The organism is Streptomyces sp. NPDC050988, from assembly GCF_044456225.1.
Lineage (GTDB): Bacteria > Actinomycetota > Actinomycetes > Streptomycetales > Streptomycetaceae > Streptomyces.
Map to the genome: position 1 here is coordinate 297,264 of NZ_JBITFQ010000007.1, position 21,900 is coordinate 319,163.

The following is a 21,900-nucleotide window of genomic DNA, read 5'->3' on the forward strand; positions in this document are numbered from 1 at the left end:
ACCGCTGCTGCTCCGGCGTGCATTCGAGATGAACGGCACCTCCTGACTCCCACTGGCCCGCTCGTTCGGCCACCAGGACCTGACGGCGCACACCGCAGAACGTGTTCCAGAAATAACGTGTTCCAGAAATTAGGAATGCCGGTGACACGTCAGCAAGGTGGACGGTCAGGGGACTCCGTGCGCACGGTCTCCCACAGCGCCCGCATGGACGCGTCCAGCGAGTACAGCGGGCTCCAGCCGAGCAGCCGTTGGGCGCGTGTTCCGTCCACCCGGATCCAGTCGGCGCCGGGGCCGCGGATGGCGCCCGGGTGCCCGCGAACGGACTCCGGAGGGCGTCCGGCCGCGCGGACCAGTGCGTCGACCAGGGTCCGGATGTCCAGCGCCCGGCCGGTCCCGATGTTGAACACACCGTGGGCGGAGGGGTTTTCGGCCGCGCGCACCACCGCGTCGGCAGCGTCGCGGGAGTCGACGTAGTCGCGGTGCGCCTCGGCGATGGTCAGATCAATGGTGTCCCGGTCGTCACGCAGGCGCGCGGCAAGGGAGCCGAAGAAGCTCTCGGAGGCGGGGTGCGGGCCAATGGTGTTGGTCAGGCGCAGCACCACGCCGTCCACATCCCCCGCTCGCGTGGCGTCCAGCACCAACCCCGCGGCGATCAGCTTCGAGACGGGATAGGGCTGTTGCGGGTGGGGCGGCACCTTCTCATCGATGGAGGTGCCCCACGGCACCGGACCGTATTCGTGGATCGTGCCGAGGTGCACCAGGCGCGGTGAACCCGGCGTCCTCTTCAGGGCGTCCACCAGTCGCTCGGCCAACTGGACGTTGGTGGCGTGCAGTTCGTCGCCCCAGCCGAGTGTGGCGTTGACCACCGCGTCCACCCGCTCCTCGGCCAGCAGCTGGACGAGCTGCTCGCTCGACGTGTGCGCGGCGTCGAGCGCCAGGAAGCGGTGGGCGGCCACATGGCTTGTGTACCGGCGGGCGATCGCGACGACCTCCGTGCCGCGGGCAGCGAACGCACCGGCGATCTGACGTCCCATGCAGCCGGTGGCTCCGATGACAGCGACCCGGCGCACGGTGGGCGGGCCGGGCCCCTCACGGCTCACCGGCCGGGGTCCGAATCCGCGGGCCACTGGCGGCAGTCCTCGTACCGCGGCAGCATCCCCCGGGCCTGTGCCTCGGCGACACCGATGGCGACCGTGTCGCGCTCGGACATGAGGAACCGCATGTCGTACGGCCATGGCAGACCGAGCGCCGGGTCGAGCGGGTTGATCGCCTGCTCGAGATCGGCCCGGTAGGCGGAGGACACCAGATACGACATCACCGTGTCGTCATCGAGCGCGAGGAAGGCGTGTCCCACCCCGTCGGGGATGTACACGGCACGATAGGAGACGGCGTCCATCTCGACGACATCCCACTTACCGAAGGTCGGCGAGCCAAGCCGGATGTCGACGACCGCATCCAGCGCACGCCCCTGGGCGCAGTACACGTACTTGGCCTGTCCGGGCGGTGTGGTCGTGAAGTGCAGTCCGCGCAGCACGCCCCGCGCGGAACGGCTGTGGTTGGTCTGTGCGGTGACGAACCGTTCCCCGACCGCCTCGACGAACGCCTCCTCCTGGAGGGGCGAGACAAACAGTCCTCGTGCGTCCCTGTGGATGTCGGGGGTGAACTCGAAACCGCCGACGACGGCGAGCCTGCGTGTACGCATCGCGATCACCCGCTCGTGACGTCTAGGGCCCGGCGGGCGATCTTGTGACCGGAGGCGCCGAACCACTGCCGCAGAGTGTCCTCCAACTCCAGCAGCACATCCTTGCGCGGCACGCCATCACCCGGATCCACCCAGGCCACGTGGCCGTCGGGACGCAGCAGCAGCCCCGGCCCGTCCCCGGTCCGGACCGTACACAGGCGGTGCGACCAGTCGGCGGCAAGAGCGGCCGCCTCTTCCGCCGGGCCGTCCGGCAGAAGGAGCACACCGCGCCCGGTTCGCAGGCCCCGACGCACCTCGTCGCCGACGGCCTGCTCCAGCGGCGGGCAGGGGCGGCCCAGCAGATCGTGTTCGTACCGGCCGGAGGGCAGGGCGTACCGCACGTCCAGGCCCGTCATCTCGTGTGCCAGACGGCTGTTGACCTCGGGCAGTCCGAGGAGTTCCGAGAACATCTCACGCAGCGGGTCGACCTTGGGATCGGGGGCCATGAGCATGAGCTGCACCCGTGTCTCCCGCAGCACGCGCTCGGCGACCGGGCGGCGCTCGGTGCCGTAGGTGTCGAGCAGGCCCGGCGGTGCCCAGCCTACGAGGGTCCCGGCCAGCTTCCAGCCGAGGTTGACGGCGTCCTGAAGGCCGAGGTTGAGTCCCTGCGCCCCGATCGGGAAGTGCACATGGGCGGCGTCTCCGGCGAGGAGCACCCGGCCCCGGCGGTAGGTGTCCGCGAGCCGGGTGGTGTCGGTGAAGCGGGACAGCCAGCGCGGCCGGTCCATGCTGACGTCGATTCCGGTGATGCGGCGTACCGTCGCGCTCAGTTCGTCCAGGGTCACAGGCGTGCGTTCGGCTCCGGGCTCCGGTGGCGCGAACTCCGTTGTGAGCACCCGGGTCACACCGGGCTGAAGCGAGATCGCCATCAGCAGACCACGAGGGGTCCGCATGGTTCCGGGTACCCCGTTGGGCAGTTGTCCGGGGTCGGCCAGCTCCACGTCTGCCAGGAGCGCCCGCACGGTGGGTTGCGAGCCGCTGAAGCCGATCCCGGCGAGCTTTCTGACAGTGCTGCGCCCGCCGTCGCAGCCGACCACGTAGGAGGAGCCGATCCGGTACGTCCCCTTGGGCAAGGAAACGTCGCAGACGACGGCGGCCGGTGTGGCCTCGATCCCGGTAACCGTGTGCCCGCGGCGGATCTCGACACCGCACGACAGGGCGTGTTTCTCCAGGAGCTCCTCCGTACGCGCCTGCGGGATGAGTAGCGCGTACGGATGCTCGTTGCACAGGTACCCGAAGTCGAGCAGTGGTTCCAGGCCGGCGAAATGTGCCTTGGGCCAGGTGCGGTTGCCCTCCATGAAATGGCCAAGCAGCCCCCGCTGGTCCAGTACGTCCAGCATCCGGGCTTGCATGCGGAAGGCCCTGGAGTGTCCGCTCGGCTCCGTCAGCCGCTCCAGGAGGACCACGCGGGCGCCCCCGAGCCGCAGTTCGGCGGCGAGCATCAGGCCGACCGGACCGCCTCCCACCACGACGACATCGGTGTTCATCGAACCTCCTTGTCCCTTTGCGGCGTAAGCCGGTTGCCCCCGTATGTCAGCGTGCGCGGCTGGTCGTCGAGCAGGGTCGGGTCCGGTGCCACCGGACCACTGACCAGACAGAGGCCCGCCAGCCGTTCGCACAGGCCCCGTCCGAAGCGGCGGCCGAGCGCGCGGGCGAAGTCGTACCTAGCGCTGCGCATGGCTCTCACCCTTCCCGGGGCTCCTCGAGGCCGAGTGGAGGACCCGTCGATCAGCCGGGCGGGGCGTCGACCGCGAGTCGAGGAGGGCTCCAGGACGGTGCACGAGCCTGAGGCCGGACCGGAGCCCCGCGTCCGAGGCCGGGGTTCCGGCACAGGCTCAGTCCCTCCCCACGGGCCGGCCGCCCGTGGGGCAGACCGCCGGCAGCAGAGGATCCGATGACAGTGATGAGAGGAACCCGCACCCCCGAGGTACTTGTGGCGGGGGCCGGCCCGGTGGGGCTTGCCCTGGCGCACGAACTCGCCCGTCGTGGCGTCCCGTTGCGTCTCATCGACGCCAAGGACGCGCCCGCGACCACCAGTCGCGCCGTCGCCACGCACCCGCGCACGCTGGAGGTGTACGACCAGATGGGCCTGGTCGAGGAGATGCTCGAGCGGGGCCGGGAGATCAGGGCCTTCACGCTGTTCCAGGACGGCCGTCGGCTCGCCCGGCTGGACGCCGACTACTCGACGATGCCGACCCGCTACCCGTTCACGCTGGCCATCGAGCAGACGGCGACGGAGGACGTCTTCCGCACCGCTCTCGCCGGCCTCGGCGTGGTCCCGGAGTGGGGCACCCGCCTGGAGCGGATCGTACGCGACGACGACGCTGTGACGGTCGAACTGAGCCATGCCGACGGCCGCCGGGAGACCGTCCGTACCCCGTGGCTGGTCGGCTGCGACGGCGGTCACAGCACCGTGCGCCGATCCCTCGATCTCCCGCTGATCGGCGAGGCGAACCAGACATGGCTCCTCGCCGACGCCCCCATGAAGAGCGAGTTGCCTCCCAACAGCATCTACTGGGTGCGCTCCCGAGGTGGCACGCTGATGGCAGTCCCGCTCGCCGACGACCGGTGGCGGCTGCTCGACACCGCCGAGACCGACTACGACGGCGACCCCGACCGTCTCGCGGCGCGCTTCGAGCGCAAGCTCAGCCAGGGCGTCGGGCACCAGGTGCGCATCGGCACACCCACGTGGGTGTCGGTCTTCACGGCCCAGCAGCGCATGGTCCCCGGCATGCGGGTCGGCCGGTGCCTGGTCGCGGGCGACGCCGCCCATGTGCACAGCCCGGCCTCCGGACAGGGCATGAACACCGGCATCCAGGAGGCCGTCAACCTCGCCTGGAAGCTGACAATGGTGATAGACGGCCATGCCCGCGAAGAACTGCTCGACAGCTACACGAGCGAGCGGGTGCCGGTGGGCGAAGCGCTCCTGGAGTCCACCAGGAAGGCCACTCAAATGATCGAGCTGCGCAGCCGGTTCACGGACCTGGCGCTGCCCGTGATCTTCGGAGTGGTCAGCCACGTAGCCCCCGTCCGCAAGCGGATGCAACGGGAGATGCTCGGCGGGATGTCCGGCCTGCTGCTCTCGTACGCGGATCGCGCACTGACCGCGCCGGACGGGCAGGGCGGTGCGGGCCCCCGCCCGGGAACACGGCTCACCGAGGTCACCGATTCCGATCTGACGGGCGCCGGCTGGCCGGCGCTTCTCGCCGCACTGCGCCGACCCCGCTGGCTGCTGCTGTCGGCCCCGGCGCCGGACGATCCGGCCGTCGAGGAGACCGTCCGTCGGGCGCGGGACCATCATGGGGCCTGGCTGTCGGTCCTCAGCGTCATCGAAGCGACGTCGGCCACGGACTCGGAGGTGATTCCCGACGACGACGGGCGGGTCGCGGACCGGCTGGGGCTGGCCCCCGGAGGCTGGCTCCTGGTTCGTCCCGACGGATATGTCCTCGCCCGGGGGCCCGCCCTGTCGACCGCCGCGCTGTCCACCGCACTCGGGCGGCTGCCGCTCGCCTCTCCGCCTGAGGAGGAGCAGCGATGGATCTCGGACTGACCGACCGGGTCGCCCTCGTCACCGGGGGAACCCGCGGAATCGGCGAGGCCACCGTGCGCGCCTTCGCCGCCGAAGGCTCCCGAGTCGCGCTGACGTACACCGAATCGAAGGACAGAGCGGCGGCCCTCGTACGCGAACTCGGCGGCCCGGACCGGGCGTTGGCCGTCCGCTACGACCTGTCCGACCGCGGCGACGTGGACGCACTCGTGCCCACCGTGGAGCAGCACTTCGGTGCCGTCGACGTGCTTGTCGCCAACGCCGTGCGCAGGCCCGCGGGACGTCCCGAACCCGGCTTCGAGGACCTCGACCCGATGGTCTGGGCCGCTCTCCTCGACAACAACCTCACCGCGACGCTGCGCACCGTGCAGACCGCGCTTCCCGGAATGCGCGGGCGCGGCCACGGCCGGATCGCGCTGATCTCCTCGCATCTGGCGGCCAAGGGGCAGGCGGGGCAGGAGGTCTACACGGCGGCCAAGGCGGCACTTCACGGCTTCGCGCTCAGCCTGGCCCGCGCCGCCGGACCTGACGGTGTCCTGGTCAACGTGGTCAGCCCGGGGCTCACCACCACCGAGGGCGCTCTGCACCACCTTCCCGTGGCCGTCCTGGAGAAGGCGGCCGCCGCGATGCCCACCGGCCGTCTCGGCAGCCCGGAAGAGGTCGCCAGGACTGTCGTCTTCTACTGCTCAGCGGCCAACGAGAACATCACCGGCGAGCTGATCTCCCTGGTCGGACGCGGGTGACCCACCTGCGTCCATGTCTCGCCGCGGGCCGCCCGCCCGCACTCACCGTGGAAGGAACACCAGTGGTCAACTCCCAAGCCCCCGTGGGCGAGTCTGTCGTCGTCGACGCCCCGGCCGAGGTCGTCCTCGGCCTGATCGCCGACCCCGATCCGCTCCACTATCTCTCCCCCACGATCGTGTACGCCGAGCGGAACACCACCAGCCCGGCGTTCCCGGCGCAGGACTCCGTGACGGTGTGGACCATCACCGGGGACGAGCAGGTGTGGTCCCGCACACAGCGCCGCACCCTCGACCCCGACGGCCTGCGGGTCGTCTTCGAGGACACGTCCGAGTCCGGCCTGGCCGGGGTGCGCGGCGAGTGGGTGCTGCGTGCGGTCTCGGACGACAAGACCGAGATCGAGCTGAAGCAGGACACGAGCACGCTCACCACCCCCGAGGCCGTCGCCCGGGCCGAGGGCTCGCGCTCTGATCTGCTGTCCACGGTGGCGTACGCGGCCGCGAACGGGCAGGAGCTGTCGGACCTGGTCGTCGACTTCCGCGACCCGCTGTTCGCCGCGGGGTCCCCGGAGGACGCGTACAAGATCCTCTACGAGGCCGACCGCTGGCCCGAGCGGCTCGCCCACGTCTCCCGGATCGACATGACGGAGGACGTGCCGGGCATCCAATTCTTCGACATGGACACCACGACGTCCGAAGGTGCCCCGCACACCACGCGCTCGGTGCGGATCTGCTTCCCGCACTCGAAGATCGTCTACAAGCAGATCGGGCTGCCCGCGCTGCTGGACGCGCACACCGGGCACTGGCTGTTCACCCCCACGCGTGAGGGGATCGTCGTCGAGTCACGGCACGTCGCCGTCATCAAGCCCTCGGCGCTGTCGATCCTCGGGGAGGGCACGACGGTCGACGACGCCCGCCGCTATCTGCGCCGGGTGCTCAGCACCAACTCCATGACCAATCTGCGGCTCGCCAAGGAGTTCGCCGAGGAGCAGTCGCGTGCGTGAGCCCGTCGCACGTCTGGACGACCTCACACGCCGGGCCGCCGCGGCCGATCCGGACGGTGTGGCGGTCCGGACGGACCGCGGCGACGCGCTGACCTTCGCCGAGCTGGAACGCCGCGTGAACGGCTGCGCGGCACGGATCCGGAGCCTGGCGGGCGGACCCGGTGTGGTCGTCGCGGTCACCTCCGTCCTCCACCCCGACTTCGCGGTGGCGTACTTTGGGACGCTGCGCGCGGGCAATATCGTCGTGCCGGTCAATCCCCTGCTGCGCGCGGAGGGTTTGGCCCGGCTCGTCGCCGCGAGCGGGGCCAGGCTGGTGCTCACCACACCGGAGATCGCGGAGCAGTTGGACGACGGGGTGCCTACGCTCGACCTCGGCGACCGGGCATTGTGGAACGCCGAGCCGCCGGCGGACGTAGTGGCGGTCGGTCCGGACGACATCGCCTCCGTGCACTTCACCAGCGGCACGACCGGCGACCCGAAGGGCGTGCGGCAGACACACCACAACCTGGCCGTCAACGCGGCGCAGACGGTGTACGCGCACGGTCTGGACAGCGGCTCGGTGACGCTCAACCACCTGCCCACCTACCATCCGATGCACCTCAACTCGGCGCTCTTCGCGGGCGCCGAGCAGGTCCTGGCCACCGATCCGGACCTGGTCGCGTCGCTGCGGACGGCGAACGAGGCTCGGGCCACGCGGTACTACAGCCTGCCGATGCGGCTCAGCCGTCTCGCGGTGCGGCCGGATCTTCCGGACCTGCGGCTGGAGACCGTGGAAGCCGTCTTCTCCGGCGGCTCCGCGCTGCCCGTCCCGGCGGCGCGAACGCTCAGTGAGCACTTCGGAGTGCCGGTGCTCCAGGGGTACGGGCTCGCGGAGACCGCGCCGATGACGCACTGTGGCAGCCGTACTCGTCCCAAGGAGGGCTCCTGCGGGCCGCCGGTGCCCCTCACCGAGTGCCGGATCGTGGACCTCGCCTCGGGCAAAGCGCTCGGGCCCGGCGAGCGGGGCGAGATCCAGGTCCGCGGCCCGCAGCTGATGCGGGGCTACCTTGGCGAGCCCGACGGCGCGGCCCTGGATGCCGAGGGCTGGTTCGCCACCGGTGACGTCGGCCAGGTCGACGAGGACGGCTGCCTGTTCGTCGTCGACCGCATCAAGGACGTCTTCAAGTGCGACAACTGGCTGGTGTCGCCCCAGGAGATCGAGCGTGTGCTGCTCGGCCACCCGGACGTCACGGACTGTGTGGTCGTCGACCACCCGGACGAGTTCAGCGGTGCCGTGGCGGCCGCCCTTGTGGTGCCCCGGAGCGGCAAGGGGCAGGAGGCGCTCGACGCGATCGCCGCGGACGTCAACTCCGGCCTGCCGCACTACCAGCACATCCGGCACATCCGGGCGGTCGGCGAGATCGCCCGGTCCGGCGGCGGCAAGGTCCGCCGCCAGGATCTGCGCCGGCTCTTGGAGCACCTGCTCGCGACGAGCGACTGATCCCCGCCCGCAACGACCAACGGAGGAGTACGACATGGTGACCCTGATCAACAAGTTCACGGTGACCGGCGAGGTCGACGCGTTCCGCCGCGCCATCGCCGAGGTCAGCGCCTATATGCAGGTGCAACCGGGCTTCATCAGCCATGAGGTGTACCGCTCGGTCAACAAGCCGAACATCTTCGTGGAGACCGCCCATTGGGACGACGCCGACTCGCACAAGAAGGCCGTACAGAGCGAGGAGTTCCGCAACCGCGTACGCGGTCTGGCGGGCCTGGCCACGCCGGACGCCGACCTCTACAGCGCGGTCGAGGAACACTGACGTCATCACCGAGAGGGGCCCGGGAGAAGTTCTCCCGGGCCCCTCTCGGCATGCCGTCCTCTCTCACACGGGCGCGCTCACCCCGTCCTTGGTGACACGCCGACGGCTGACCTTGAGCTCGCCGGCATCACGGACGAGGACGTCCTCGCAGACGCAGCTCATCCTCACCTGCGGGTCGCCTCCCACCACCGTGCCGATGATGAGCGCGTAACACCGCACGTGCAGCGAACCGTCGGCCGCGGTTTCCACGGCGACCATGCCGTGCCAGTGCCGGCGTACCTCGCCCGCAGCCACCAGTGCCTCGTGGGTGGAGCGCACGGCCCTGGCAAGGGCGGCCCGTCCGACGACGGGTTCGGGCCGGTGTTCGGGAGCGAACTCCCCGTCCTCGGTGAAGGTCTGGGCCCACTCGTCGGCCCTGCCGCTGTCGAGGAGCTGCATGTGGCGGGCGTAGAACTGCTGCACTTCCGCGTAGAGCGCATCCTGTGCGGGCGTCGCGTCGAGGGTGGTGTCGGTCATGCGGTCCTGCCTTCTTGATCGGGGTGCCGACGGAGTTCTTGAGCGGGGACTCGGAGCGATTGCGCAGGGGTCTCACGGTTCTTGGGGTTCCTCAGCGGGTGCCTCAAGGTTCGTGAGCGTGAGCGACCGTCTCCGGCGGGGCAGTGTCAGTTGGGCCGACACTCCAGAACCGCCCAGTCGCCGACGGCCGGCACGCAGTCCAGTTCGAATCCGCCGGCACTGAGCAGCGCCCGCCACTCGTCGAGGTTGCGCTCGCGGCCACCCATCACCACCAGCATGTCCACGTCCAGGAACTTGGCGGTGTCCCAGGTGTTGCCAGGCGCCACCACCTGTTCGAGGACGAGCAACCGCCCCTCGGAGCTGCCGATCGCCTCACGCACTCGGCGCAGGATCGCCACGGCCTTCTCGTCGGGCCAGTCGTGCAGCACAGTCTTGAGGACGTACGCGTCGCAGCCGGCCGGGACCGGATCGGTGAAGAAGTCGCCGCCGATGACATCGACGCGGTCGGCCACCTCGCGTTCCGTGAGCAACTCCCCGGCTGTGCCGGTGACCTGGGGACGGTCGAACAGCACGCCCCGCATGCCCGGGTTGCGGCGGAGGATCTCGGCGAGAAAGTAGCCACGGCCGCCGCCGACATCGGCGAGGACCGGGAACCGCGAGAAGTCCACACGGTCGAGGTAGATGCCGCCCAGTCGGCGGCTGATCGTGGTCATGGCGTCGTCGAAAACCGCGCCGGCCTCCGGGTCTCCCTGGAGGTACTCCCAGAAGGACATTCCATTCGCCGCGTCAAAGCCGGGGTGGCCGGTCCGCGCCGAGTGCAGGATCGACCCGAACGCGCCCCAGAAGAAGCCGGATCCGTCAAGCAGGACGGCGTCCCTCACCCCGTCGGGCAGATCGGTGCGCAGCCCTTCAGCGAGGGGCGTGAGCGTGAACTGCAGTCCGTCGAGCTCCCGGAACACGCCGAGGAGCGCGGCACAGCGCAGCATCCGGTAGAGCGCGGCCTCGTCGGCGCCGACCGCGTCGGCGATTTCCCCGACCGTGCGGGGCCCCTTGATCAGTTGGTCGGCGACGTTCAGTTCGGCCAGCGCGTAGACGACCGCGGAGAATCGCTGGCCATTGGCGAGGAGCATGAGCCGCTGCCGGAGCGAAATGCCGGACTGGTCGACGAAGGAGTACGCCGCTCCGGTCCCGTCGGCGCTCTCCCTACGTTCGTCGGTGCGAGCCTGTGTCTCGTGGGTCATGTCCCTCAGCCCTCGTTGTCGTCGATGAAAGCGACCGCTCGGGTCCAGCCGGCCCCGGCCCCGGCGATCTTCACCGGGAAGCACGACACGGTGAAGCCGTGCCGGGGCAGCCGGTCCAGATTGGCGAGGCGCTCGATCTGGCAGAACTCGCGGTCGCGCCCGGCGAAGTGGGCGGGCCACAGCACCGACCGGTCGTTGGTCTGCTGGTAGCGGCGCAGGATGTCGCCGAAGGGTGCGTCCAGGCTGAACGCGTCGGTGCCGATGACCTTCACTCCGAGGTCGAGGAGCAGATGTACGGCAGGACCGTCGAGGCCGACGAAGTTCGTGAAGTACTTCTCCGTACCGGCCCACTGGTCGGCTCCGGTGTGCAGGAGCACGATGTCCAACGGCTCCAACTCGGCACCGGTACGGTTCAGTTCGGCCCGCACCCGGTCGGCGCCGACCACGCCGGATTCCACGTCCGTGAGGTCGAGGAGGACCGCTGGGCGATGGAACCACTCGAGGGGGAGCTCGTCGATGGTGCGCGGCGGTCCCTCGCGGTAGGAGGCGCGGGTTCCGTAGTGGGCGGGCGCGTCGATGTGCGTTCCGGTGTGGGTGGTGAGCCGCAGGGTGTCGATCGACAGCAGTTCACCGTCGTCGAGGACGCTCGGGTCGAAATCGATGCCGAAGTGCTCGCGCATCTCCTCGGCCATGTGCCGGGCGCCCTCGGCCGGCGTGGTCACCTCGTGGGTCACCGGTTCGGGTTCCCACCCCCGGGCGTCGACGGGAGACGACAGGTCGACCAGTCTCATCGGCGATCACTCTTTCTGGTTGACGGTGAAGAGATTGCTGGCGACGCGGATGCCGGGGGCTCCGAAAGCGATCCGCTGGGTGAACTTGGCGCCGATCGGGGTGTGCATGACGACACGGGCGAGCTTGGGGCGCAGGAAGGTGGCCAGGCTGTCGGCGGAGAGCATCATCCGGCTCTGGACGGCCTGGAACTTCATCACCGCGTTGATGTGCGGCCGGCGGATCTCCTCGAACTCACCGAGCCGTGCGGCACTCGTGTCGCCGTCCGCGATGGCGGCGAGCAGGATCGGGTGGAGCAGGGCCGCGTCCTGCACCGCGAGGTTGATGCCCTGGGCGCCGAGCGGACCGTGCGTGTGCGCGGCGTCGCCGATGAGGACGAGTCCGTCGTCGGTCCACCGCTGCGCGGAGGCGCCGAACACATCGAGCAACGAGACGTCAGCGAAGCTGCGCAGCGCCTGCTCCACCCGGTCCGCGAACTGCGGGGTCGCCGCGGAGATACGTCGGCGCACCTCCCCGATGCCCAGTGGGGCGAGCCGCTTCCACTCCCCCTTGGGCAGGGTCCAGCCCATCTGAAGGGCACCCGGGTGCGAGTCGTAGGCGAGCACGGGGTTGCCGCCCGCGCGGTTCACCATGACCTCGCCGAGGCGCTCCTCGCCGGGCAGCCGGAACCAGACCACGTCCTGGTCGAAGACGTCCTGGCGAACGTGGTCGATCCCCGCGAGCCGGCGGACCTGGGAATGCCGTCCGTCGGCCGCCACCACACAGGCGGCGTGCACGGTGTGCGTCAGGTCCTGGTCTTTGGCCCGGACGCCGCAGATCACGCCGCCCTCACGGACCAGTCCGTTGACCCGTGCCACGCGGTAGCGGAAACCCGGGAATTCGTGGCACCTGTCGAGGAGTTCGGCGAGGAGGTGGGCCTGCGGCAGGCTCAGCAGATAGTTGTACGGCGGGGGCAGTTTGCGGTAGTCGAAGGACATCAGCGCCCGGCCGCGCTCCACGAGCCGAAACCGCTCCAGAACGTGTGCGCCGCGGTCCGTCGCGCCCTTGAGGACGCCGATCTCGTCGAGCACGGCGAGGCCGCCGGGCTGCAGGATCTCGCCGCGGTATTCACGGCTGAGGGAGGAGCTGCGTTCCACGACGGTCACGCGTGCTCCGGACCGCAGCAGCAGAAGGGCGAGTGTCATCCCCGCCGGGCCGCCGCCGACCACACAGACGTCCGTTGACTCTTCCATATCGGTCTCCTGTCAGGCCAGCAGGCTGAGGCCGCCGTCGGCCGAGACCACGTGGCCAGTGATCCACTGGGCTTCGGGCAGACAGAGCAGCGCCACGACGTCCGCGACGTCCTTGGGGGTCGCGAGCCGCCCGGCGGGGGTGCGCGCACCGATCGCGCGGGCCACCTCCGGGCGTGTGGTCCCCGCTCCCTTGTCGAGCTTGGAGGCGGACACCGCGTTGACCGTCACACCTCGGTCGGCCAGTTCCACCCCCACGAACCGGACCAGGCTCTCCAGGGCGGCCTTGGCCACGCCCAGGCTGACCAGATGGGGAGCCACGCCGCGGGCGACACTGGCCGAGACGACGATGATCCGGCCGCCCGCGGGCATCAGGTCCGCGGCCGGTCCCGCGGACGCCGCGAGCGGCACGAGCGCGGTCGCGGTGTCGGCGTACACATCGGTCAGACGCATACCGAGCGTCGGCATGGGGTGCGCCGAGGCGACCGAGTGCACGAGGACATCGAGGCGACCGTGCCGCTCGCGCACCTCGCGCATCAGCTCGGGCAGGGTCGAGGCACGGCGTGCGTCGCCACGCACCGTGGCAAGGCTTCCCGGGGTGTCCTTCAGGGCGGCGAGGAGTGCCTCGGCGTCCGGCACCGAATGGGCGTACGTGGCGATGACGTCGCAGCCGGACGCGGCGAGCTTCTCGGTGACGGCGCGGCCGACGCCCCGGGTGCCGCCGATGACGAGGGCACTCTTGCCCTTCAGGCCTGGCAGAGGCTGGACTTCGCTGCTCGTGTGCGGTTCCGACACGGTGCTCTTCCCCTCGGTGTCCGGGCCGCCGCGGGCCGCTTACCACACATGGGCCGGGCGGATGAGTCGAGTCCCGTCACCGTGCCGCAGGACGGTCGATCGCTGCTGGAGCGGGGCCGGAGCGCGCGGCGAGATGGTTCTCGGTCGCAGGAGTGTCCCGCCGGCCCCACGGCTCGTAGCCGGTCCCGGGCTATGGGCGCTTTCGACCGGCGGTCCAGCTGCAGTCCAGGGGAGTTGTCGATGCTTCGGTCATGACAGCTCCCACTCTCGAAGCCGTGACGAACCTCCGCCGACTCGCCCTCGCCGCCGGCCATGCGGCCGCGCTCCGCGCCGCGGCGCAGCTGGGTCTCGCCGACGCGCTCGGCGAGGAACCCGCCTCCGCCGCCCAGCTGGCGCGCGCGGTCAACGCCGAACCCGGCACGCTGGACCGGCTGTTGCGCGCTCTCAGTTCACAGGATGTCTTCGCCGCCCAGGGCGACGGTTACGCGCACACGCCGGTCTCCCGACTGCTGCGCACCGACACCCCGCGTAGCCTGCGGGACATGGTCCTGTGGGCCACCGAGCCCTGGACATGGACCGTGTGGCCGCGTCTGGCCGATGCCGTGCGCACCGGCAAGGGAGGCTTCAGCGAGGTGCACGGCAAGGACTTCTTCACCTACCTCTACGAGGACGCGCCGGAGTCGGCCGAGGTCTTCAACCGAGCCATGACGCAGGCCAGCCGGCTCTCGTCGGCGGCCATCGCGGAAGCGCTCGACCTGCGCGGCGAGCTCACAGTGGTGGATGTCGCGGGCGGTCACGGCGACCTCATCGCGACGGTCCTGGAGCGCGACCCGTCGCTCCGCGGCGCCCTGTTCGATCTGCCGGGTGTGCTCACCGACGTCGATCCGCGGCTGCGTGACGGCGGTGCGCTCGACGACCGCTGCCGACTGGTGGCGGGCGACTGCCGCGAGTCGGTGCCGGTCGAGGCTGACGTCTTCATCCTCAAGAACGTCCTGGAGTGGGACGACGCCAACACCGTGGCCGCGCTGCGCAACGTGGCCGCTTCGGCCCGTCCGGGCGGGCGGGTCGTCGTGGTGGAGAACCTGGTCGACGGGAGCCCGGAGACCGGCTTCACCACGGCGATGGATCTCCTGCTGCTGCTCAACGTCGACGGCAGGAAGCATCTGCGGCAGAGTCTGCTGCGCTTGGTGCAGGAGGCGGGTCTCACCGTGACCGACGTGCGGCCGGTGGGCCCTTATCTGCACATGATCGACAGCCGTCTGCCCGAGCGTCCCGGCACTGCCCGCTGACAGTGCCGGGACGCGAACCGTCCACCTCCGTCCGGGGTTTCCGTTCCCGGACGGAGTGCGTAAGACGCGCCTTCCCTGCGTTCGAGCAGGAAGTCCGAGCGCATGATCCACAAGCCTGATAAAGCACGTACAGGCACAATTCCGGAAATCATCCGAGATCCGTATGCGACCTGTTTCACCGGGTTTGCTGCTCGCCGTCGGCCCCCTTCAGGAAAAATTCACTGGGGAACACCGGATGCGACGCGATCGAGAATCGCCAGCGAGTCGGCCATCGGGTCGAAGCAGAGCATCGCCTGCTGAAGACCCCGGATCCGTGGGGACGGCTCGAGCCCCAGGTCCGTCACCAACCGGTGCCGGTACTGGTGGAACGAGTCGAGCGCGGCGGACAGCCGACCAGCTCTGAACAGGGCCAGCATGTGCTTGACGCGGATCCCCTCATGGAGGGGGTAGCTGCCCACCAGAACGGTCAGTTCGCTCTGCACCTCACGGTGCCGGCCGAGCCGCAGGTTGGCTTCGATGCGCATCTCCGTCGCCGCCAGACGACTCTCCTCCAGCCCGCACACCTGCGGGTACAGCAGCGGTCCGGGGCGAACGTCGCTCAACGGGGCACCCCGCCAGAGTTCAAGCGCATGCGAGAGGAGTCCCTCGGCTCGCTCGTTGTCACCCTGCTCCAGGAACTTCTGGCCCTGCTCGACCAGCGCCTCGTACGCGCTGAGGTCGTGTTCGGTGTGGTCTGCCTGCAGCAGATACCCCGGAACCCTCGTGACGAGCGCGTCCGACGGGGGCTCTCCACCCGTCCGTGAGATGTCGCGGAACATGCGACGCAGTTGCAGAACGTACGTCTGGAGCGTCGTGGACGCGCTGCGCGGTGGGCGCTCGTCCCAAAGCTCCTGGATCAGCGACGCCGTGGACACCGCACGGCCGGGCTCGAGCATCAGCATCGCCAGGACACTGCGAGGCTTGGGTGCCGTCAGGATTTCTGCCACTTCGACATCATTGATCGTTAAAGTGCCGAGAACGCCGAGCTTCACTTGCTACCCCCAGGATGGCCAAAAACAACTTACCCCCGCAGTCAGTGCTGCTAAGGCAATCCGAGTCGATTAACATTATCACAGGAAGGCAACAAATTCCGCGCCTTGCCCATGTTTTTACGATCAACATGCACAGATGAATACGCGTCGCCTAATTGACACCGCGTCAACCTTCGGGGTGACCACTGCCTTTTACGCTAGTAGTCCCTTTTTTGACCGGCACTTGGGCTGATGCGCCACTCGGCGTGATCCGCGTACCAGCGAATCGTCTCGGCCAATCCTTCGTCGAAGGAGATCCGAGGCGCGAAGCCGAGCCCGCGCAGCTTGCTGTCGTCGAGGCTGTATCGGCGGTCGTGCCCTTTGCGATCCGCGACGTACTCGACCATGTCCCAGTCACGGCCGCACGCCCTCAGGAGACGTTCCGTCAGCTCACGATTGGTCAGTTCAGCGGTGCCGGCGATGTGGTAGACCTCGCCCGGCTCCCCGCGCTCGGCGACGAGTTGCACGCCACGGCAGTGGTCCTCCACGTGCACCCAGTCGCGTACGTTGCCCCCGTCCCCGTAGAGCGGCACCTTCCTGCCCTCCAGCAACCGGGTGATGAAGAGCGGGATGACCTTCTCGGGGAACTGCCGGGGGCCGTAGTTGTTTCCGCAACGGGTGATCGAGACGGGCAGGCTGTGGGTGATCGCGTAGGCACGGGCCACCAGGTCGCCGCCGGCCTTGGACGCCGCATACGGCGAGCGGGGCCTGAGCGCGGCGTCCTCGTCCCACGATCCGGAATCGATCGTGCCGTACACCTCGTCCGTGGAGACCTGCACGATGCGCGAGGTACCCGCCTCCAAACAGGCCTGCAGCAGGGTCTGAACACCGAGCACATTGGTCCGTACGAAATCCGCGGCGCCGGCGATTGATCGGTCGACGTGCGATTCCGCCGCGAAATTGACGACCAGGTCATGACCGGGCACCACTTTGGCCAGCAGCTCGGGATCGCACAGGTCTCCCCAGACGAACTCACAGCGCATATCTGCCAGATTAGCTGGGTTTCCTGCGTAGGTGAGCTTGTCGAGAACCGTCACCTCCGCATCTGCATAAGCGGAATAATCACCCGCCAGAACGGCGCGCACATAGTGCGAGCCGATGAATCCGGCGCCGCCCGTGACGAGGACCCGCCGGCCGCTCATGAGGCGATCTGCACTTGGCTGCGGTCCCCGAGGACCAGGCGGTGGGCGCCCGGCGGCTCGGGTGTGCGGGTGATCTCCACGTCCTGCCCGATCAGTGAGGACTCCAAGGGCCGTACTCCGGTGATCGAGGCACGGGGCATGACGATCGAGTCGCGGATCCAGCTGTCGGCGATCCGGCAGTCCTCGGCGATCGAAGTGCTGGGACCGATGCGGGAGTTGGTGACGGTCGTACCGGCGCCGATGACCGCAGGGCCGACGATTGCGGAACCGGTCACCCGGGCGCCCGGGCCGATCACGACCTGGCCGCTGATCTCGCTGTCCAGGACGAGCCCTGCGCAGGACGGCTCCAGGGACCGCAGTACCAGACGGTTGACCTCCAGCATGTCCGGCACGTTGCCGGTGTCCTTCCAGTAGCCGGTCATGACGCCGGCGTCCGTGCGCAGGTCATGATCGATGAGCCACTGGATCGCGTCGGTGATCTCCAGTTCGCCACGGGCCGAGGGCTCGATCTCGACGACCGCCTTGTGGACGGCCGCGCTGAAGAGATAGACGCCGACCACGGCGAGATCGCTTCGGGGGTGGCGGGGCTTTTCCTGAAGTCCCGTCACCCTTCCGTCGGCGGAGACCTCGGCCACCCCGAACTGGCGAGGGTCGTCGACCCTGGCCAGCATGATCTGCGCGGCGGGTCGGTACTCCCGGAAACGCTCCACGAAGTCGGTGATGCCGTCGAAGACGACGTTGTCGCCCAGGTACATCACGAAGTCGTCGTCCCCGAGGAAATCGCGGGCCGTCTTCACGGCGTGGGCCAGACCGAGCGGCTCTCGCTGCCACACGTAGGTGACGTCCAGCCCGAACCGGGATCCGTCGCCGACGGCGGCCTCGATCTGGGCACGGGTGTCGCCCACTACGATGCCGGTCTCGGTCACCCCCGCGGCGGCAATCGCTTCCAGGCCGTGGAACAGCACGGGCTTGTTGCCCACCGGCACGAGTTGTTTGGCCAGCGTGTGGGTGATCGGCCGCAGCCGGGTTCCTGAACCGCCGGAAAGCACGAGCGCTTTCATGAGCTGAACCTTCCCTACGAGGCTTTCGGTGGCTGTCGCACCTGCGAAGGAGCCGTGACGCGGGCCCCTCCGGCAGCCGGTGCCGACTCCAGGAGCCGGCCGACGAGCCCGGTGTCGTGCCGGGCCGTGCTGAACTCACCGCTGTCGATGACTGAACGAAGGAAGTCCGCCGTGGTCCGCAAGCCCCTGCCCTCGACACGGATCTCGTCCAGCGCCCGGCCCATGCGGGCCAGCGCGCGCTTCCGGTCGGGTGCCCAGACGGTGACCTTGGCGAGCAACGGATCGTAGAAGACGGAGATACGGGAGCCCTGGCGCACGTGGGTGTCCACGCGTACGAACGGGCCCGAAGGCAGGGCGAGTTCGTCGATGAGCCCGGGGGTCGGGACGAACTCGCGGTCGGCGTCCTCGGCGTTGATGCGGCATTCGACCGCACAGCCGCGGGGCACGACGTCCTGCCGGCCGACCCGCAGCGGATGGCCCGCGGCGATCCACAGCTGCTCGTGAACCAGGTCGACACCCGTAACCAGTTCTGTCACCGGATGCTCCACCTGGATCCGGCAGTTGACCTCCATGAAGTAGAACCGGCCACTGCCGTCGTAGAGGAACTCGAAGGTGCCCGCGCCCACGTATCCAGCCGCCTTTGCTCCCTGGACGGCGTGCTCCGCCATCGCGGCGACGACGCCCTCGTCCAGACCGGGCGCCGGGGCCTCCTCGATCAGCTTCTGGTGGCGGCGTTGCACCGAGCAGTCGCGCTCGCCGAGGTGGATCACGTTGCCGAACCGGTCGGCGAGCACCTGGATCTCGACGTGCCGCGCGGACTCGAGGTAGCGCTCCAGATAGACCCGCCCGTCCCCGAAGACGGCGGCCGCGTGGCGACGGGTCTCCCGGTAGACGGCGGGGAACTCGGCGGCGCTGTACGCCACTCCGATACCGCGGCCGCCGCCGCCCGCGACCGCCTTGACGACCACGGGGAAACCGATATCGGCAGCGAGCGCCTCGGCCTTGCGGGGCGAGGAGACGGGATCCAGCGTGCCCGGGAGCAGGGGCAGACCGGCGTCCGCCATGAGAGCGCGGCAGGTGGACTTGTCGCCGAGCGCCTCCATCACGTCCGGCGGCGGACCGATGAAGGTGATGCCCTCGGCGGCGCACACCTCTGCGAAGTCGGCGTTCTCGGAGAGGAACCCGTAGCCGGGGTGGATGGCGTCAGCACCGGTGCGTCGGGCGGCCTCGATGACCGCCGGGATGCTGAGGTAGCTGGCCTGCGCCGCGCCGGGCCCGATCCGGACCGCCTCGTCGGCGTACCGTACGACCTCGCTGTCCGTGTCCTCGGTGGAGTACACCGCCACGACTCGGATGCCCAGTTCCCGGCAGGCGCGCGCGACACGCAGGGCTATCTCACCCCGGTTGGCGATCAGGACGGTGCGGAACACGGCGCCTCACCGCCCGTCGGCCGGGACGAGGGAGCACAGCGGATCGCCGTACTCGACCAGAGCGCCGTTGGGCTGCAGGAACTCGTCGATGGTGCCGTGCCGGTCCGACTCGACGGGGATCATCAGCTTCATCGCCTCGATGAGGCCCACCTGTTGGCCGGGCACGACCGTGTCGCCCTCGCTCACGAACGGCTTGGCGCCGGGCTCGGGCGCCCGGTAGAAGACCCCCACCGTGGGGGCGTGGACGTGGTCGAGGACAGGCCCGTTGCCCGGCCCCGCCGCAGCCTTCGCCGTCGGCGCGGGCGCCAGCGGGGCGCGTGCTTCGGGTGGCGTGCCCGCTTCGGGCGCGGCACCCGGCCAGTCCATCTCGATGGTGACCGGGCCGACGGTGACGCGGACCGCTGCCGGCGGGACCGGAGCCTGGGACAACAGCTCGATCATGCTGGTCTTGGCGGCCTCCAGGACGGCCGGAAGCGTGTCGGGGCGTCCGTCGTTCATCAGGCCGTCGAGTGTGGCAACGCTGTCGGGCGTGGACATCTCCCTACCTCTCTGGCACCGGGCGGTGGGCGGTGGGCTGCCCACCGAACCTGCGGAACCGGGCTCGCCGTTGAGCCAGCAGTTGATCGGCGGTCAGTTCTCTCAGTTCGTCCAGCAGGGGCCGTACGGCAGCCGCGAGGCGCTCGGCCATCTCCTGGTGGTCGCTCTGCGCTCCGTCACCGGGCTCGGGGACGACTCCGTCAACGACCCCTCGGGCGAGCAGCGCGCGTGCGTGCAGCCCGAGTTCACGAGCGGCGCGGGGCGCGGCCTCGGGATCACGCCACAGGATGGCTGCGCATCCCTCGGGGCTGATCACGGAGTACACAGCGTTGCTGAGTGCGAGTACCCGATCGGCCACGGCGAGCCCGAGGGCGCCGCCGCTGCCGCCCTCGGAGACGATCACGGACACGATCGGCACGGGCAGCCCGGACATCAGCCGTAGGTTCTCCGCGATGGCGACGGCCTGGCCGCCGCGTTCCGCTTCGACCCCCGGGTACGCGCCGCTGGTGTCGACCAGCGTCAGTACCGGGATGCCCGCCTTGGCCGCGAGACGCATCAGCCGGGCGGCCTTGCGGTAGCCGGCGGGCACCGGCATGCCGAAGTTCCGTTCCCGCAGCGCGGCCGCGGTGTGTCCTTTCTGCTGTCCGATGACCATCACGGGCCGGCCCCCGAGAGTGCCGACTCCGCCGACCGTGGCCGGACAGTCGGCGCCGATGCGGTCGCCGCGCAGTTCCTGGAAGTCCTCGACGAGGAGGTCGACGTAGTCGAGCGTGGTGGGGCGGTCGAGGTTCCTGGCGAGCCGGACGGCCTGCCAGGGGTCCAGGTCGGGTACCTCGTCCGCGTCGGTGAGCAGGACGGAGTCCCGCCCGCCGGATTCCGCTCCCTTCCGCTCCCCGGGCGCCAGCGCGCTCAGCAACCGCCCCAGTGTGGCGCGCAGTTCACCTCGCGGCGCGACCACGTCGACCTGCCCGTGCTCCAGCAGGAACTCCGCGCGCTGGAAGTTCTCCGGAAGCCGCTCGCCGATGGTGCGCTCGATCACGCGGGGGCCGGCGAAGCCCATCCGGGCGCCGGGCTCGGCCACGATCACGTCGCAGAGCGTGGCGAACGAGGCCGCCACTCCCCCGTACACCGGATCGGTGATCACGGAGACGGTGACGATGCCCGCCTCGTCGAGGGCAAGCAGGGCCTGACTGGTCTTCGCCATCTGCATCAGCGAGACCAGCCCCTCCTGCATGCGTGCGCCTCCGGACGCGCAGACGACGATCAACGGTCGCCGCTCGGCCAGGGCCATCTCCGCGGTGAACGTGATGAGTTCGCCCACGCCTCCGCTGAGGCTGCCGCCCATGAAGCCGAACTCCATGGCGACGATCGCGACGTCCGTGCCGACGACGCGGCCGCGCGCCGCGATCGCCGCGTCGTCGAGGCCGGTGCGGTCGCGTGCCTCGGCCAGCCGCTCTCGGTAGGGCCGGGTGTCGACGAAGCTGTGTACGTCGGCCGTGACGTGCGGCATGCGGAGGGGCTCGGCCGAGCCCGGATCGAGGAGCTGGTCGAGGCGTTCGTGGGCCGACAGCCGCCGGTGGTGACCGCACTCCGGGCAGACGCCGCCGGTGCGGGCGAGTCGCTTCGCGTAGACGGGGCGCCGGCAGTGGTCACACAGCCACCAGTCGGTGGAGACCGGGGTCGTGTCTGCCAGGGCGGCGGTCATGAGATTGCGGCGATCTGCCGCCTGGCGAGTTCGAGGAGCCGTCCCGGCGTACCGCTCTCGGCGACCTCTTCGTCGGTCAGCTCGACGCCGTAGTCCTGCTTCAGCCGTGCGGCCGTCTCCAGGACCGCCAGTGAGTCGTAGCCGAGGTCGGCGAAGGGCAGCTTCGCGAACTCGCCCTCAAGGTCGGCGCTCTCGCCTTCACCCGCGCACTCGCGCAGGATGCGGGCAAGCTCGTCCAGAGTCAGGTCAGGCATGGCGATGTCTC

22 protein-coding genes are annotated in these 21,900 nt (G+C 69.8%); 6 read left to right on the forward strand and 16 right to left on the reverse strand.

Annotated features, from left to right (window positions below; genetic code table 11):
• Positions 1–149 precede the first annotated feature (149 nt).
• Genes ACIBEI_RS18905 through ACIBEI_RS18920 form a run of 4 tightly spaced genes read right to left on the reverse strand, consistent with a single transcriptional unit; the run spans position 150 to position 3,419 of the window.
• Positions 150–1,127: an NAD-dependent epimerase/dehydratase family protein gene (locus tag ACIBEI_RS18905; RefSeq protein ID WP_398890108.1), complete on the reverse strand. Its 978-nt coding sequence runs from the start codon at positions 1,125–1,127 to the stop codon at positions 150–152.
• Entirely contained in the window at positions 1,097–1,702 is a 606-nt protein-coding gene (locus ACIBEI_RS18910) for a dTDP-4-dehydrorhamnose 3,5-epimerase family protein (protein ID WP_398890110.1), read from the reverse strand. Before ACIBEI_RS18910 ends, ACIBEI_RS18905 begins: the two co-directional genes overlap by 31 nt.
• Before the next feature lie 5 nt (positions 1,703–1,707).
• Entirely contained in the window at positions 1,708–3,228 is a 1,521-nt protein-coding gene (locus ACIBEI_RS18915) for an FAD-dependent monooxygenase (protein ID WP_398890112.1), read from the reverse strand.
• Positions 3,225–3,419: a hypothetical protein gene (locus ACIBEI_RS18920; protein WP_398890115.1), complete on the reverse strand. Its 195-nt coding sequence runs from the start codon at positions 3,417–3,419 to the stop codon at positions 3,225–3,227. The genes ACIBEI_RS18915 and ACIBEI_RS18920 overlap by 4 nt, the downstream gene beginning before the upstream one ends.
• Before the next feature lie 225 nt (positions 3,420–3,644).
• Here ACIBEI_RS18920 and ACIBEI_RS18925 point away from each other — a divergent pair, with 225 nt between their 5' ends.
• The 5 genes from ACIBEI_RS18925 (at position 3,645) to ACIBEI_RS18945 (ending at position 8,831) form a co-directional block, all read left to right on the forward strand.
• The gene (locus ACIBEI_RS18925; RefSeq protein WP_398890117.1) at positions 3,645–5,291 is read left to right on the forward strand and encodes an FAD-dependent monooxygenase; all 1,647 of its coding nucleotides are present in this window, start codon (positions 3,645–3,647) and stop codon (positions 5,289–5,291) included.
• Positions 5,276–6,031, forward strand: a complete 756-nt coding sequence (locus ACIBEI_RS18930; RefSeq protein WP_398890119.1) for an SDR family NAD(P)-dependent oxidoreductase — start codon at positions 5,276–5,278, stop codon at positions 6,029–6,031. Before ACIBEI_RS18925 ends, ACIBEI_RS18930 begins: the two co-directional genes overlap by 16 nt.
• 62 nt (positions 6,032–6,093) lie before the next feature.
• On the forward strand, positions 6,094–7,032 hold the full coding sequence (locus ACIBEI_RS18935) for an SRPBCC family protein (protein ID WP_398890121.1): 939 nt from the start codon (positions 6,094–6,096) through the stop codon (positions 7,030–7,032).
• Positions 7,025–8,512, forward strand: a complete 1,488-nt coding sequence (locus ACIBEI_RS18940; protein ID WP_398890123.1) for a class I adenylate-forming enzyme family protein — start codon at positions 7,025–7,027, stop codon at positions 8,510–8,512. Before ACIBEI_RS18935 ends, ACIBEI_RS18940 begins: the two co-directional genes overlap by 8 nt.
• A gap of 34 nt (positions 8,513–8,546) precedes the next feature.
• Positions 8,547–8,831: an antibiotic biosynthesis monooxygenase family protein gene (locus tag ACIBEI_RS18945; RefSeq protein WP_398890125.1), complete on the forward strand. Its 285-nt coding sequence runs from the start codon at positions 8,547–8,549 to the stop codon at positions 8,829–8,831.
• A gap of 63 nt (positions 8,832–8,894) precedes the next feature.
• On the opposite strand, the gene ACIBEI_RS18950 is transcribed toward ACIBEI_RS18945, so the two are convergent.
• From ACIBEI_RS18950 to ACIBEI_RS18970, 5 genes are all read right to left on the reverse strand, one after another.
• Positions 8,895–9,347 (reverse strand): nuclear transport factor 2 family protein, encoded by a 453-nt coding sequence (locus ACIBEI_RS18950; RefSeq protein WP_398890127.1) that lies wholly within the window; start codon positions 9,345–9,347, stop codon positions 8,895–8,897.
• 146 nt (positions 9,348–9,493) lie between these two features.
• Complete coding sequence (locus ACIBEI_RS18955) at positions 9,494–10,588, reverse strand: methyltransferase (protein WP_398890129.1); 1,095 nt, start codon at positions 10,586–10,588, stop codon at positions 9,494–9,496.
• Positions 10,589–10,593: 5 nt separating this feature from the next.
• Positions 10,594–11,379 (reverse strand): cyclase family protein, encoded by a 786-nt coding sequence (locus ACIBEI_RS18960; RefSeq protein WP_398890131.1) that lies wholly within the window; start codon positions 11,377–11,379, stop codon positions 10,594–10,596.
• Between the two features lie 6 nt (positions 11,380–11,385).
• The gene (locus tag ACIBEI_RS18965) at positions 11,386–12,609 is read right to left on the reverse strand and encodes an FAD-dependent monooxygenase (protein WP_398890133.1); all 1,224 of its coding nucleotides are present in this window, start codon (positions 12,607–12,609) and stop codon (positions 11,386–11,388) included.
• A 12-nt stretch (positions 12,610–12,621) separates the two neighbouring features.
• Positions 12,622–13,401 (reverse strand): SDR family oxidoreductase, encoded by a 780-nt coding sequence (locus ACIBEI_RS18970; RefSeq protein WP_398890135.1) that lies wholly within the window; start codon positions 13,399–13,401, stop codon positions 12,622–12,624.
• 251 nt (positions 13,402–13,652) lie between these two features.
• Here ACIBEI_RS18970 and ACIBEI_RS18975 point away from each other — a divergent pair, with 251 nt between their 5' ends.
• The gene (locus ACIBEI_RS18975) at positions 13,653–14,690 is read left to right on the forward strand and encodes a methyltransferase (RefSeq protein WP_398890137.1); all 1,038 of its coding nucleotides are present in this window, start codon (positions 13,653–13,655) and stop codon (positions 14,688–14,690) included.
• Between the two features lie 218 nt (positions 14,691–14,908).
• Here the strand turns inward: ACIBEI_RS18975 and ACIBEI_RS18980 are convergent, their stop codons facing one another.
• From ACIBEI_RS18980 to ACIBEI_RS19010, 7 genes are all read right to left on the reverse strand, one after another.
• Positions 14,909–15,721 carry a BTAD domain-containing putative transcriptional regulator gene (locus ACIBEI_RS18980; RefSeq protein WP_398890139.1) on the reverse strand — a complete coding sequence of 271 codons (813 nt, stop codon included), beginning with the start codon at positions 15,719–15,721 and terminating at the stop codon, positions 14,909–14,911.
• A gap of 197 nt (positions 15,722–15,918) precedes the next feature.
• The gene (rfbB, locus tag ACIBEI_RS18985) at positions 15,919–16,902 is read right to left on the reverse strand and encodes a dTDP-glucose 4,6-dehydratase (RefSeq protein ID WP_398890141.1); all 984 of its coding nucleotides are present in this window, start codon (positions 16,900–16,902) and stop codon (positions 15,919–15,921) included.
• Complete coding sequence (locus ACIBEI_RS18990; protein WP_398890143.1) at positions 16,899–17,963, reverse strand: glucose-1-phosphate thymidylyltransferase; 1,065 nt, start codon at positions 17,961–17,963, stop codon at positions 16,899–16,901. The genes rfbB and ACIBEI_RS18990 overlap by 4 nt, the downstream gene beginning before the upstream one ends.
• Positions 17,964–17,977: 14 nt before the next feature.
• On the reverse strand, positions 17,978–19,393 hold the full coding sequence (locus ACIBEI_RS18995) for an acetyl/propionyl/methylcrotonyl-CoA carboxylase subunit alpha (protein ID WP_398890145.1): 1,416 nt from the start codon (positions 19,391–19,393) through the stop codon (positions 17,978–17,980).
• Positions 19,394–19,399: 6 nt separating this feature from the next.
• On the reverse strand, positions 19,400–19,930 hold the full coding sequence (locus ACIBEI_RS19000; protein ID WP_398890147.1) for an acetyl-CoA carboxylase biotin carboxyl carrier protein: 531 nt from the start codon (positions 19,928–19,930) through the stop codon (positions 19,400–19,402).
• A gap of 4 nt (positions 19,931–19,934) precedes the next feature.
• Positions 19,935–21,635, reverse strand: coding sequence for an acetyl-CoA carboxylase carboxyl transferase subunit alpha (accA, locus tag ACIBEI_RS19005; RefSeq protein WP_398890149.1), 1,701 nt, complete (start codon positions 21,633–21,635; stop codon positions 19,935–19,937).
• Positions 21,632–21,889 carry an acyl carrier protein gene (locus tag ACIBEI_RS19010; RefSeq protein WP_398890151.1) on the reverse strand — a complete coding sequence of 86 codons (258 nt, stop codon included), beginning with the start codon at positions 21,887–21,889 and terminating at the stop codon, positions 21,632–21,634. Before ACIBEI_RS19010 ends, accA begins: the two co-directional genes overlap by 4 nt.
• Between the last annotated feature and the right edge of the window lie 11 nt (positions 21,890–21,900).